This is a genomic window from Sphingomonas guangdongensis, from assembly GCF_900199185.1.
Classification (GTDB): Bacteria; Pseudomonadota; Alphaproteobacteria; order Sphingomonadales; family Sphingomonadaceae; genus Sphingomonas; species Sphingomonas guangdongensis.
This window is the reverse complement of record NZ_OBMI01000002.1, coordinates 580501-592785: the sequence shown is the minus strand read 5'-3', so window position 1 is coordinate 592785 and position 12285 is coordinate 580501. Positions and strand designations below refer to the sequence as shown.

Here is a 12285-nt window from a genome sequence, read left to right as displayed (position 1 = left end):
AGCTACCGCACCTTCTCCGTGAAGCTCGGCGCGCGGAGCACCGCGTTCATGTAGAGCGTGTCGAGCCCGCGTAGGAAGCCGCGCGCGGTCGGGTCCTGGGTAAAGGCGATGACCTGCCCGCGCCCCACAGGCTCAACCATCACGAACGGCTTGTACGCGAGCTGCCGGCGGTTCTCCTCCCACAGATAGCCCGCGGCGAGCAGCTCGTCCGCGCCCTTGAAACGCGCGACGTTGATCCCCTGGTCGAGCTTCAGCGGCGCATAGATGTCACTGCCGTCGACCAGCAGGTTGACCTCCGCCGGCACGCCCGCGCTCAGCCAGTGGTCGGGGTCGATCACCGCGCGCGCGAGCACGCCCGGCACCTCGTCCGGGCTCGGCTTGTCGGGGCGGAGCGCCGCCTGATACTCCGCGTCGCTGGTCAGGCGGGTGCCGGGCACGGTCGCTTCCTTCGGGTCCGGCTTGTCCTTCTTCTCGTCCTTGCCGAGCGCTGCCGTCTCCAGCCGGGTGTCGAGCAGCTCGGCATCGGGCGCCGCCACGGTCGCCACCGCGCCGCCGACCGCTACGAGCACGCCGCCGCGCCGCACCCAGCCGCGCAGGTTGGCGATGCCGTCCGCCCCCAAGACCTGGCGGTAGTTGCCGCCGCCGTGCAGGATCAGCACGTCGTAGCGCGACAGGTCGGCGCTGCGCAGCCGATCGGTGCGTATCGCGGTGACGGGATAGTCGTAGCCGCGCTCGATCAGCCAGCGCGCCGCGCCCGTGCCGTTGCGGGTCGGATCCCCCCACGCCATCGCGACCCGCGGCGCGACCAGCCGCGGCGTGTAGCTGGAGCCAAGGCTCGGCCCGTCGGTCACCCAGCTATCGTCGATCCCGACCACCTCCGCACCCGTCGTCGCGGCGAGCCGCGCGAGCCGCTCGCCGACGTCCGCCGGGTTCTCCGCGCGCTGGAGCATCAGCGTGCCCGCCGGGTAGCGCCGGGCGCCGAGCGTGAACGGCTTGGTCGTGCCCCGCAGCTTCAGCCCGTCCTGCAAGGCGTGCGACAGCAGGCGCGTCGCGTTGCTGTCGGCGGGCACCAGGTACGCGACCGGCGCGGCGGCGACCGTCACCGTACCCGGACGCACCCCGCTGTCGACCGGCGCCAGCGCCACCCGCGGCCGCGCGCCGCAGCGGGCCGCGGCGACGTTGAAGGTCGCGGGCAGCGACCAGGCGGTAATGTCGTAGAGTTCCGGCGGCAGCTTCTTGGCGCGGCGGCGCTCCTGCTCCGCCAGGAAGTCGGGGCGCAGCCCGAGCTTGGGATCGAGCAGCACCTGCACCAGCCGGCCGTGCGGCTGGGCGAGGTCGATGACGTAGCTGCCCGCGGCGTAGCTCCGTCCGCACGCGGTAAAGCCGGCATCGGCGCGGCTCACCTCCACCCCCTGCCGTGCGAGCAGCGCAGCGAGCGCATCGGCGGTTGCCCCGTCCTGCCCGCGGGCGAGCAGCCAGGTGCCCGCCTTGCGCCCCTCCTCCACGATCCCGGCGACACTCGCGCGATAGTCGGAGAGCAGCCGCTCCCGGTTGGCGGCGGCAGTCTCGATCGTGGTGAGCGAGGCAAGGAAGTGTGCCCGCGCCGCATCGCGGAGAGTCACGATCTCGCCCGTCGCACGCCGCCCGGCCACGCCACGCGGCGAGCCCTGCTCATAGGTCATGGAGACGGCGCCGAGATAGCTCGGCCAGTTGTCGCCGTAGCCCGGGTAATAGGCGTCGTAGGTCTCGCGGGTGAAGTACGGCAGGCCGGCGCGATCGAACGCCGCGGCGTTGGCGCGACCGAACAGGTCACGGGAGCGGACCTGCGCTTCCGGCAGCAGCGGGTTCTTGGGGTTGGCCTCGGGCGGGAAGAAGAAGGTCTCGTCCGTCCCCATTTCGTGCGCGTCGACCACCACCTGCGGCCGCCACTCGAGCGAGAGCTGCGTGTGCCCGCGCGTTTCCGGCTGAGTCTGCGCGAAGAAATCGCGGTTGAGATCGAAGAGATAGTGGTTGAAGCGGCCCGACGGCCACGGCTCCGACCGCTCGGCCGAGAGCGGATCGTCGTCCACCGCCAGGCCGTGCGCCGCCGCCCAGCCGGCGATGAAGCGGTCACGGCCGTCCGGGTTCTGCGCGGGCAGGAACAGCACCACCGCGTTCTGCAACATCGCCGCGACGCGCGGATCACCGCGCGCGGCGAGCAGGTGACGCGCGGCGGCCATCGCCGCCTCGGCCGGGCTCACCTCGTTCCCGTGGATGGAGTAGGCGAGCTCGACGATGACCGGCTGGCGCGCGATGATCCCCTGCGCTGCGGCGGCACCGGTGCGACGCGGGTCGGCGAGCGCGCGGGCGTTGGCGCGGATCTCCTCCAGCCGCGCGATGTTCTCGGGCGAACTCACCGCCGCCCAGACGAGCGGGCGGCCTTCCCACGTCCTGCCGTACTCGCCGGTGACGACCCGGGTCGGCGCGGCGTCGTGCAGCGCCTGGAAGTAGCGGGCGATGTCCGCGGACGGAGTAAGCGCGTCGCCGATCCGGTGACCGATCACGCTTTCGGGCGCGGGGATCGCGGGGTCATAGTCGGCACCGGGATAGAAGTCCTGCGCGCCCGCGGCGGTCGCGACCATCGCCAGCGCGCAGCCGAGCGCCGCCGCCACCAACTTCCTCATCTATCGATCCCCCACCCGAGCGCTGTGCAGCAGCTTAGCGGCAGTTGGCGGCTTGCCAAGCGATCCGGCTTGAGCGGCGGCGCGATCGCGCTAGCATCGCACGCGGCACTTCGGGGGACCACATAATGCGCGCACTGCTTCTGGCCGGTTTCGCTCTCACCGCGATCGCTCCGCTCATGGCGCAGGAACCCGCCCCGCCGCGCGCGATCAAGAAGCCGTACGAGGTCACGTCGCCCAACGGCGCTCGCGCCGACGACTATTACTGGCTGCGCGACGACACCCGCAAGAACCCGGAGATGATCGCGTATCTCTCCGCAGAGAACGCCTATGCCGACGCGCAGCTCGCGGCCCTGAAGCCGATCCAGGAGAAGCTCTACGCGGAGACGATCGGCCACATCAAACAGGACGACAGCTCCGTGCCGTTCCAGAAGGACGGCTACTGGTATCAGTCGCGCTTCGACACCGGCGCCAACTACCCGGTGATCGAGCGGCGCCGCGGCTCGGCGACCGCCACGGCGGAGGTGCTGTTCGACCAGCCCAAGATGGCCGCAGGCAAGAGCTTTTTTTGCGCTGAGCAACTATGCGGTAAGCCCGGACAACCGGCTGGTCGCCTGGGCGGAGGACACGGTCGGTCGCCGTCAGTACGTGCTCAAGGTCAAGGACATCGCGACCGGCACGGTGATGGCGGATACCCTGTCCAACATCGAGCCGAACCTGGTCTGGGCGGACGACAACCGGACGATCTTCTACGTCGAAAAGGACCCGACGACGCTGCGCGGCTACCGCGTCAAATCGCACGTGCTCGGCACGCCGGCGAGCGCCGACACGCTGCACTATGAGGAGAGGGACGACACCTTCTCTATGGGGATCGCGCGGACCACCGACGACAGGTACATCTGCATCGGCGTCGGCAGCACCGTCAGCGACGAGCAGCGCTGCACCCCGGCGGCGACGCCCGGTGCCTTTACCCTCGTCGCGCCGCGTGCCCGCGACCACAAGTACGACGCCGACCACCTCGGCAACCGCTGGATCATCCGCACCAATCGGGGCGCCAAGAACTACAAGCTGGTGACGGTCGCCGACGCCGACATGGCGAGGGGCACGGCCGCCTGGCGCGACCTGACGCCGGCGAGCGACGGGGTGTTCATCGAAAGCTTCAAGCCCTTCAACGGCTTCGTCGCGATCGACCAGCGCGAGGGCGGCAACCGCCAGATCCGCCTGCTGACCGACGCGGGCAAGTCGCTCCCGGTCAAGGCGGACGAGCCCGCCTATCGCATGGGCCTGTCGGTCAACGAGGAGCCGGACACCCCTTGGGTGCGCTACAGCTATTCGTCGCTGGTCACCCCGACGACGACGTTCGAGGTCAACGCGCTAACCGGTGAGCGCCGCACGCTGAAGGTCACGCCGGTGCCCAGCTACGACCCGGCGAACTACGTCACTGAGCGGGTCTGGGTGCCGGCCCGGGATGGGACGCGGGTGCCCGTATCGCTTGCGTACAAGAAGGGATTCAAGCGCGACGGCACCGCCGCGATGCTCCAGTACGCCTATGGCAGCTACGGCAGCTCGACCGATCCGTCGCTTCGCCCCGACATGATCCCGCTTCTCGACCGCGGCATGGTATACGCGATCGCGCACATCCGCGGCGGGCAGGAGATGGGGCGCGGCTGGTACGACGACGGCCACCTGCTCAACAAGAAGAACAGCTTCACCGACTTTATCGACGTCACCCGCTACCTGGTCGCGCAAAAGTACGTCGCGAAGGACCGGGTCGCGGCGCTCGGCGGTTCGGCCGGCGGCCTGCTGATGGGGGCGGTCGCGAACATGGCGCCCGCCGACTACAAGGTGATGATCGCGCAGGTGCCGTTCGTGGACGTCGTGACTACGATGCTCGACGCGTCGATCCCGCTCACCACCTTCGAATATGACGAATGGGGCAACCCGGCGCAGAAGGAATACTATAACTACATGCTGAGCTACTCGCCCTACGACAATGTCGCGGCCAAGGCGTATCCGGCGCTTTTCGTCGGCACCGGGCTGTGGGACAGCCAGGTCCAGTATTACGAGCCCGCCAAGTGGGTGGCGCGCCTGCGCGAGCGAAAGACCGACCGCAATCCGCTGCTGTTCCGGGTCAACATGGAGGCCGGGCATGGCGGCAAGTCGGGTCGCTTCGAACGCTTTCGCCAGGACGCCGAGTGGCAGGCGTTCATGCTCCAACAGCTGGGTGTGGCTGGGTGACCCAAACGTCGCCCTTCCCGCCATGCCCGCGGAGGCTGGCATCCATGTCTGTTGCGCGTGATCGGTGACGTTGCGCCAGATCGATGCAGACATGGACCCCAGCCTGCGCTGGGGTGACGGTTCCTCGTTGTAGGTCATCTCTTTGCTTCTTTCGCCTGCCCCGCCAGCGCAGATCGCCACCGCCCAGCCCGCAACCGAGCAGCGTCAGGTCGCCGGGCTCGCCGCGCCGGCGGAGATCGTGGTCGACCGCCACGGCCTCGCCCACATCTATGCCGCCAGCGAGCGCGACGCCTATTTCCTTCAGGGCTACAACGTCGCGCGCGACCGGCTGTGGCAGATCGACCTGTGGCGCAAGCGCGGGCTCGGGCGGCTGTCGGCCAGCTTCGGACCCGCCTATGTGAGGCAGGACCGCGCCGCACGGCTGTTCCTCTACCGCGGATCGATGGCGGCGGAGTGGACGCGCTACGCACCCGGCAGTCAGGCGCGGTACGCCGCCTTCGCCGCCGGGATCAACGCGTACGTGGACGAGGTGCTGGCGGGCACCCGCCCCCTGCCTCCCGAGTTCCGCCTGACCGGTAGCCGTCCCGAGCGCTGGGACGCGACCGACGCCGTCCGCATCCGCAGCAACACGCTGGTCAGCAACGCCAAGAACGAAGTGCTGCGCGCGCGCGTCGCCTGCGCCGCCGGGATCGACGCGGATCGGCTGCGGGTGCGGCTCTATCCGGAACACAGGCCGGTGTTGCCCGCCGGGCTCGACCCGTGCGTCGTCACCGCGGACGTGCTCGCCGACTACATGCTCGCGACCCAGGAGGTGAGCTTCGCCGGCGTGACCGCGCCCGCCGCGGGCCTGTCCGACGGCTCCAACAACTGGGTCGTCGCCGGCCGCCGCACGGCCACCGGGCGCCCGATCCTGGCGAACGATCCGCACCGCGCGCTCCAGGTGCCGAGCATCCGCTACGTGGTGCATCTGGAGGCACCGGGACTGTCGCTGATCGGCGCGGGCGAGCCGGCGGTGCCGGGCGTGTCGTTCGGGCATAATGACCGCGCGGCTTTCGGGCTCACCATCTTCAACACCGATCAGGAGGATTTGCAGGTCCACGACCTGCGTCCCGGTCGCCCCGACGAGTACCGCTACAAGGGCGGCTGGCGGCGGATGAGGACGGTGCGGGAGGTGATCCCGGTGAAGAGCGGCCGGGCCGTCGCCGTCACGTTGAAGTTCACTCACGCCGGCCCCGTGCTGAAGCAGGACGCCGCGGCCGGCCGCGGCTTTTCGCTCCGAACGGTTTGGATGGAGCCGGGCGCATCGGGCTACGCCGCCGCGTCGTGGCTCGCCAGCGCGAAGAGCTGGAGCGATTTCGCGCGCGCCGCCGCGCATTGGGGCACGCCGCCGCTCAACCTCGTCTGGGCGGACGTGAGCGGAGAGACGGGCTGGATCGCAAGCGGCCTAGCCCCGCAGCGACGAGGATCGGACGGGTTGCTGCCGGTCCCGGGCGACGGTCGTTACGACTGGCAGGGCTTCCGCCGCGACCTGCCGCAGGTGCGCAACCCGGTCGCGGGCTGGCTCGCGACCGCCAACGAGATGAACCAGCCGGCGGGCGCCGAGCCGGCGGGCTACGAGTGGGCGGATCGCAGCCGCATCGACCGCATTTCGCAGGTGCTCGCCGCCGACAGCACCATGTCGGTGGATGACGCGGCGGCGCTCCAGAACGACACGGTCAGCTTCCTCTCCGCTCGCCTGCGCGCCCTGCTCGACCAGGTCGAGCCGCGCAGCGACCGGAGCCGTGCGGCGCTCGCGCTGGTGCGCGGCTGGAACGGCGACGTCCGCGCCGACAGTGCTGCGGCCGCGATCTACGAAACTTGGGTGACGCAGCACCTCAGCCAGACGCTGGTAGTGCGGGTGGCGCCGGTGCTCACGCCGATCCTCGACGCGCACTCGCCGGACGCAGCGCTGCGCGTGCTGGAGACACGTGACTTGCTCCTCGGGCCCGACCCGAACGCCGCGGTGCGCGCGGTGCTCACCGACAGCCTTGAGGCGACGGTGGCGCAGCTCACCCGGTTGCTCGGGCCGGACATGACCGAGTGGCGCTGGGAACGGCTCCACACGCTCGATCTGAAGCCGGCGGTTGCCTCGCTCGCCCCGCCCGATCTCGCGGCCAAGATGCGGATCGGACCCGTCGCGGTCTCCGGCTCGTCGAGCACGCCCGGAGTCACCGGCTATCGTGGCAGCAGCTTCGCCGCGGTACACGGTGCATCGGTGCGGATGGTCATGGATGTCGGCAACTGGGACGCGTCACGCTTCCTCAACATGCCGGGACTGTCGGGCGATCCGGACAGCCCGCACTACCGCGATCAGCTCCCGGGCTGGCTCAGCGGGCAGTACGCTCCCCTCTCCTTCTCGCGCGCGGCGGTCAATGCGGTGGCGGAGCAGGTGATCCGGCTGGAGCCCCGACGCTAGATCTCTAGGCAGACGAAGATAGCGCCGGTCTCCTCCTTGGCCTGCGCGACGTCAAACGCCTTATTGATGCGGTCGAGCGGGAAGCGGTGGGTGATCAGCGGTGCGGTGCTGAGCTTGCCGCGGCGGAGCAGCTCCAGCACTTCGCCCTGCTCGGGGTAGATGTCGTGAAAGGCGAAGCTCGCAGTCGGGATCAGCGTGATCTCCGACATCTGCATGCGCTGCCACTCCAGCGCGATGCTCGTCTTCCCGCGTCGAAGCCGCCGACGATCACCACCTTCCCGCCGCGCCGCGCGAGCTGCGTTGCTAGCGGCAGCGTCTGGGGCATCGACACGCCGCCCGCGCATTCGAACACCACGTCGGCGCCGCGCCCGTCGGTGAACGACCGGACCGCTGCCGCCGCGTCCTCCGCGTCAGACCTGATCGTCAGGTCGGCGCCGAGCACCCGCGCGACCTCCAGCGAGTGGGCGACAGTGTCGATGATCGCGACGTCGGCGCCGCTCGCCTTCGCCAGCATCAGCTGCCCCAGCCGATCGGCCCGGCCCCGATGATCGCAACCTTCGCGTTGATCGTCAGCCCCGACAGGTGCTGCGCGTGGAGGCATACGGCGTAAGTGTCGAGCAGGGCGGCCTCCTCGAACCCGATCTCGTCCGGCAGGCGATAGAACTTGTGCTCGGGCCCGACGACATATTCGGCATAGGCGCGCGACACGCTGGCACGGCGGGTCGGGTAGAGGTCGGGACAGCGATTATACTGCTGCACACGGCACCACTCACAGTGGCCGCGGCCGAGCACCGATTCGACCAGCACCCGGTCTCCCACCTCGACACGGGTCACGTCCGCACCGACCTCCACGACCTCGCCGGCCAACTCATGCCCCATGATGCAGCAGCGCAGCTCGCCTTCCGGCTTCTTCCAGTGGCGCAGGTCGGTGCCGCAGATTCCGGCGACCCGCACCCGCTCCTTGACCCAGTCGGCCGCGGGCAGCGAAGGATCGTCCACCTGCTCGATGGTGAAGCGGCCATCGGCGGTCTTGAGCACAGCCTTCATCAGTCAACAACTCCCAGGAAAGCGGCGCCGGGCACGTCCGCCCGCGCGATCACCGTTTGCGGCAGACCGTCCGCCCCGATCGGCAGCAGCGTGACGCCGCCCGCCTGCTCGTGCGCGACGAGCAACTGATCGCCGCAGAGCAGCAGGTAGCGGGGTGAGCGGCCACCACTTGAAACGTGCCCATGCACCGCCGCATCACCGCGGCGGTCGAGCGCGAAGGTGGCAACGCTGTCGTGTCCGCGATTGGTGACGTACAGGCGGGTGCCGACTGCATCGATCGCCATCGCGCCGCCCAGGCTTTCGGTGCGGATGCCGGCAGGCAGCGTCGAGAGCGTCGCAACTGCTCGCCACTGCTCCGCGCTACAATCCAGAACGGTTAGCGTAGAGGCTAGCTCGCTCACCAGATAGGCTCGCGGAAGTACCGGATGAAAGGCGATCTGGCGAGGTCCACTGCCCGCCGGCGCGGCAAAGGCGACGCTCGCCTCGGCCATGTGGGCATCGGCGAAGGCGAGGACGCGGTCGACACCAAGATCGGTCGCGTAGAGCCGCCCGTCGCGGCCGTAACCGACCCAGTGCGCGTGCGGCCCACCTTGCCGCTCGGCATCCAGACCGCTGCCGACCGCGCGATGGGCACTCGACCGGCTCGGCAGCCCATCCTCTCCGATGGTCAGCACCGCGACATCGCCGCTGTCGTAATTGGCGGCCGCGAGCGCGCGGCCGTCGGGAGCAAGCGCCAGGTGGCACGGTCCGTCGCCGCCGGACTCGCCAGCGGCGATCACCTGCCAGCCGCCGTCACCGTCGATCAGCAGAACGCGGCCGGCGCGCTCCTCCACGACGTACCACCGGTTCGTGCCCGGTACGCGAAGGCCGCCCGATACGTTGTTGATCCCCGCCACAGGCGGCTCGACCCTGAGCGAACCGGCCTCGAGCACCAGCGGATAAAGGCCGGCCGCACCCGCCTCCTCATAGCCGCCGGCGATCAGGCGGATCATGCGAGCGCCTGAATGCGCGGCTCCATCCGCAGCATGACGACATCGGCCCGGTGCGGGCGGGTCAGGATGAACTCGACCGCCTCGGCGATGTCATCGGCGCGGAGCATCTCCTCGCGCGCGATCATCGCGCGCTGCTCGGCCGCCACAGCCGCACCGCGGCGATGTTGGCGACCTGGCTCACGACATCCAGCATCACGAAGCTGATCGGGAAGCGGAGCTGCCACACGATGAAGACGGTGAAGAACGGGTCGGCGAGCGGCTCGCCGAGCAGCGATCGCCACTGAACGGGGCCGGCGGCGGCCGGCATCGCGGGCTCCGGCATGGCCGCCACCATCCAGGCGCTGATAAGGCCAGTCAAGCAGCCGATTGCGAACATGCCTGCAAAGACGGTCGCGCGCTCCTCCGACCCAGCCGGCGTCAGGTCGAGCGCGAGTGCCGCCACCAGCCCGAGCAGCAGGCTGATCAGGCTCAGCCAGACCGTACGGCGTGCGAACACCTGTCTCAGCCGCTCGTCCGGCGCGAGATCGCGCATCCACGCGTTCCATGCGCAGGTCCCGACCGCGCCAAAGCCGCACAGGATGAGCTGCGCCGCCAGGAAAATGAGTAGCGCGGGCGTGCCGCTCGTGAAGGCGAGGACAGCCATGACCGCGAGCATCGCGCGGCCGATCAGGCTGGAGCCGACCGCGATCAGCTTGCGGCGGCGCCAGCGCTCGACCAGCCCGATCGCGGGCAGCTGCAGCAATTGCGCGAGGAAGGGCGCGCTGGCGAGCACCCCGACCATGATGTTGGATGCGCCGAGGTGCAGGGCGAACGCCGTCAGGATGACGCCCGTGGTGAGCGCCGCGGTGCCGCCGGAGAACGCCGCCTCCCTGACCAGCAAGCGCAGGCCGCCCTCGCGTTCAGCCTCGGTCAGGGTAGGTTGCGGGGCAAGCCGGGACATCGGTTCGCCAACGTACGCAGTGCTCGGGCGTTGCAGGCCGGCTTACCGAGGTTAGGCGCTTTGCGGGTCCTCGGGTGAGGTCCGGACGCCGCCATGCCGCCGCAGCGGTGCGGAGCCGCGCGCAAGCGCGTCGGCCCCGCCCCGGCTGGCGATCAGGACAGCTGCTTGCCGCGCAGCGAGTTGAGGACGGCGATCGCGGCCACGCCCAGGAAGGCGGCGCTGGTCCACGGACGCGCCTTGGCGAAACCCTTCGCCTTGTCTACGATCGGCGCGTCACCGCCGAAATGGGTCTTCAGGTCGTCGCTGAGCGCGGTCTTGCCGTTCGACGTGGTGGTCTGCGTAGCCGTGTCGGTCATGGAGTGTCTCCCTTTCGCCGGAGTTGGTACAGCCGCCTGAACGCCCGCCCGCCGCGCTGGTTCACGCCGCCATGCGCGGCGGGTCGCATGCCGCGTCCGTCAGGTCGCAGGCGTAGGTCGCCACCTCCACGTCGCAGCCGCGGGCGCGGCACGCGCGGCGCTCGACCCGGCCGGTCGGGACGAAGCCGAGCTTGCGCAGCACCCGCCCGGACGCCGGATTGTCGAGCTGGTGGCCGGACGCCAGCGCGCGGTGGCCGAGCGCATGGCGCGCCATGCCGAGCATCGCCCGCCCCGCCTCGGTCGCATAGCCGCGACCCCACGCGGCGGGCGTGAACCAGTAGCCGAGCTCGAAGGCACCCGCCGAGCCGTGGACGCCCACACCGCCGACCAGCGTCGTGCCGCCGTCATGCGCGAACACGAGGCACGCGGCCTCTCCCCGGCCGAGCAACATGGAGAGAAAATGCTCGGCGTCCGCAACCGTATACGGCCAGGGCACGTGCGCCAGGCGCATCACGACCGCCTCGTGCGCGATCGCCTGAGCAAGCGCAGGCGCGTCCTCGATCCAGCCGGGCCGAAGCGTCAATCGGGGCGTACGGGCGAACATTGCACTCTCCTCGTTCGTGGCCGCGCCGGTGCCACGCGGAGGTGACGGGCCGGCGACGGCTGGTCGAGGGAGCATGAAAAAAGGGAGCCGGGGTGACCCGTCTCCCTTTGGTGTTGGTTCCGCTGCTGGAACCCGGGTCACCCTGGTGGCAACCCGTCCGGTTGCCCGTTATTCGGCGGCTTCCGCCATAATCTCGACGGTCGCGAACTTGCGGCCGAGCTTGCCGTCCTTGAACAGCACGCGGCCGTCGGTCAGCGCGAACAGGGTGTGATCCTTGCCCATGCCGACGTTCGCGCCCGGGTACACCTTGGTCCCGCGCTGACGCACGATGATGTTGCCCGCGATGACGGCCTCGCCACCGAACTTCTTCACGCCGAGACGACGGCCGGCCGAATCACGACCGTTGCGCGAGGAGCCGCCTGCTTTCTTGTGTGCCATGACCTAGACTCTCTTCCGAACCCTTGTGTGCCGCTCAGCCCTGCTTGTCCGACCCGCCGATCGACACGATCTTCAGGATCGTGTGCTGCTGGCGGTGGCCGTTCTTGCGGCGGTAGTTGTGACGGCGGCGCTTCTTGAAGACGATGACCTTCTCGCCCTTCGCCTGCGCGACGATTTCGGCGGCGACGGACAGGCCCGACACGCTCTTCAGCTCCGAGCCTTCGCCCGCGAGCAGCACGTCGCCGAGCGTGATCGACGAACCGGCATCGCCCTCGATCTTCTCGACGACGATCTTGTCTCCGGCGGCAACGCGATACTGCTTGCCGCCCGTGCGCACGACTGCGAACATGGCGTTAAAACTCTCATCCAAAGCATGTGCCCCGCGCCGGCAAGGCCGGTCGGGATGAAGGGCGGCAGCTACTGGAGCGGCGCCCGGCTGTCAACTGCTGTCCGGCATCGCGAAGCTGTAGCATTCCTGCAACAACCCTGATCAGAAAACGTGTGCGAGGAGGTCTCGCCATTGTGCTGCAGCGCAATACGTGACCCACTCCCGCC

13 protein-coding genes and 1 pseudogene are annotated in these 12285 nt (G+C 69.7%); 3 read left to right on the top strand and 11 right to left on the bottom strand.

Annotated features, from left to right (window positions below):
- Positions 1 to 2: 2 nt before the first annotated feature.
- Complete coding sequence (locus CRO12_RS09990; RefSeq protein WP_097063886.1) at positions 3 to 2663, bottom strand: M14 family zinc carboxypeptidase; 2661 nt, start codon at positions 2661 to 2663, stop codon at positions 3 to 5.
- 125 nt (positions 2664 to 2788) lie between these two features.
- Between CRO12_RS09990 and CRO12_RS18350 the strand changes: the two are divergent.
- The 3 genes and pseudogenes from CRO12_RS18350 to CRO12_RS09980 form a co-directional block, all read left to right on the top strand.
- Positions 2789 to 3169 (top strand): annotated as a pseudogene (locus CRO12_RS18350) (S9 family peptidase); the annotation flags it as partial.
- 64 nt (positions 3170 to 3233) lie between these two features.
- On the top strand, positions 3234 to 4898 hold the full coding sequence (locus CRO12_RS09985; RefSeq protein ID WP_342747229.1) for a S9 family peptidase: 1665 nt from the start codon (positions 3234 to 3236) through the stop codon (positions 4896 to 4898).
- Positions 4899 to 5040: 142 nt separating this feature from the next.
- On the top strand, positions 5041 to 7353 hold the full coding sequence (locus CRO12_RS09980; protein ID WP_218838881.1) for a penicillin acylase family protein: 2313 nt from the start codon (positions 5041 to 5043) through the stop codon (positions 7351 to 7353).
- Here CRO12_RS09980 and CRO12_RS18150 read toward each other — a convergent pair.
- The 10 genes from CRO12_RS18150 to rplU form a co-directional block, all read right to left on the bottom strand.
- Positions 7350 to 7562, bottom strand: coding sequence for a hypothetical protein (locus CRO12_RS18150; protein ID WP_218838880.1), 213 nt, complete (start codon positions 7560 to 7562; stop codon positions 7350 to 7352). The genes CRO12_RS09980 and CRO12_RS18150 overlap by 4 nt on opposite strands.
- Positions 7544 to 7867, bottom strand: a complete 324-nt coding sequence (locus CRO12_RS18145) for a zinc-binding dehydrogenase (RefSeq protein ID WP_218838879.1) — start codon at positions 7865 to 7867, stop codon at positions 7544 to 7546. The genes CRO12_RS18150 and CRO12_RS18145 overlap by 19 nt, the downstream gene beginning before the upstream one ends.
- A complete protein-coding gene (locus CRO12_RS18140) occupies positions 7867 to 8400 on the bottom strand; it encodes a zinc-dependent alcohol dehydrogenase (protein ID WP_218838878.1) in 534 nt (177 codons plus the stop codon). Before CRO12_RS18140 ends, CRO12_RS18145 begins: the two co-directional genes overlap by 1 nt.
- Positions 8400 to 9392 (bottom strand): lactonase family protein, encoded by a 993-nt coding sequence (locus CRO12_RS09970; protein WP_097063884.1) that lies wholly within the window; start codon positions 9390 to 9392, stop codon positions 8400 to 8402. Before CRO12_RS09970 ends, CRO12_RS18140 begins: the two co-directional genes overlap by 1 nt.
- Positions 9389 to 9517 (bottom strand): hypothetical protein, encoded by a 129-nt coding sequence (locus CRO12_RS18470; RefSeq protein WP_281253408.1) that lies wholly within the window; start codon positions 9515 to 9517, stop codon positions 9389 to 9391. The genes CRO12_RS09970 and CRO12_RS18470 overlap by 4 nt, the downstream gene beginning before the upstream one ends.
- Complete coding sequence (locus CRO12_RS09965; RefSeq protein WP_097063883.1) at positions 9514 to 10332, bottom strand: MFS transporter; 819 nt, start codon at positions 10330 to 10332, stop codon at positions 9514 to 9516. Before CRO12_RS09965 ends, CRO12_RS18470 begins: the two co-directional genes overlap by 4 nt.
- A 152-nt stretch (positions 10333 to 10484) precedes the next feature.
- The gene (locus tag CRO12_RS09960) at positions 10485 to 10688 is read right to left on the bottom strand and encodes a hypothetical protein (RefSeq protein ID WP_097063882.1); all 204 of its coding nucleotides are present in this window, start codon (positions 10686 to 10688) and stop codon (positions 10485 to 10487) included.
- A gap of 61 nt (positions 10689 to 10749) precedes the next feature.
- Entirely contained in the window at positions 10750 to 11292 is a 543-nt protein-coding gene (locus CRO12_RS09955) for a GNAT family N-acetyltransferase (protein WP_179640961.1), read from the bottom strand.
- 168 nt (positions 11293 to 11460) lie between these two features.
- Positions 11461 to 11730: a 50S ribosomal protein L27 gene (rpmA, locus tag CRO12_RS09950; RefSeq protein ID WP_097063880.1), complete on the bottom strand. Its 270-nt coding sequence runs from the start codon at positions 11728 to 11730 to the stop codon at positions 11461 to 11463.
- Between the two features lie 34 nt (positions 11731 to 11764).
- Complete coding sequence (gene rplU, locus CRO12_RS09945) at positions 11765 to 12079, bottom strand: 50S ribosomal protein L21 (RefSeq protein ID WP_097063879.1); 315 nt, start codon at positions 12077 to 12079, stop codon at positions 11765 to 11767.
- Positions 12080 to 12285: the final 206 nt, after the last annotated feature.

Coding starts and splice junctions, on each gene's coding strand:
- CRO12_RS09990 (WP_097063886.1), bottom strand. CDS start 2,663: ATGAGGAAGTTGGTGGCGGCGGCGCTCGGCTGCGCGCTGGCGATGGTC.
- CRO12_RS18150 (WP_218838880.1), bottom strand. CDS start 7,562: ATGTCGGAGATCACGCTGATCCCGACTGCGAGCTTCGCCTTTCACGAC.
- CRO12_RS18145 (WP_218838879.1), bottom strand. CDS start 7,867: ATGCTGGCGAAGGCGAGCGGCGCCGACGTCGCGATCATCGACACTGTC.
- CRO12_RS18140 (WP_218838878.1), bottom strand. CDS start 8,400: ATGAAGGCTGTGCTCAAGACCGCCGATGGCCGCTTCACCATCGAGCAG.
- CRO12_RS09970 (WP_097063884.1), bottom strand. CDS start 9,392: ATGATCCGCCTGATCGCCGGCGGCTATGAGGAGGCGGGTGCGGCCGGC.
- CRO12_RS18470 (WP_281253408.1), bottom strand. CDS start 9,517: ATGATCGCGCGCGAGGAGATGCTCCGCGCCGATGACATCGCCGAGGCG.
- CRO12_RS09965 (WP_097063883.1), bottom strand. CDS start 10,332: ATGTCCCGGCTTGCCCCGCAACCTACCCTGACCGAGGCTGAACGCGAG.
- CRO12_RS09960 (WP_097063882.1), bottom strand. CDS start 10,688: ATGACCGACACGGCTACGCAGACCACCACGTCGAACGGCAAGACCGCG.
- CRO12_RS09955 (WP_179640961.1), bottom strand. CDS start 11,292: ATGTTCGCCCGTACGCCCCGATTGACGCTTCGGCCCGGCTGGATCGAG.
- rpmA (WP_097063880.1), bottom strand. CDS start 11,730: ATGGCACACAAGAAAGCAGGCGGCTCCTCGCGCAACGGTCGTGATTCG.
- rplU (WP_097063879.1), bottom strand. CDS start 12,079: ATGTTCGCAGTCGTGCGCACGGGCGGCAAGCAGTATCGCGTTGCCGCC.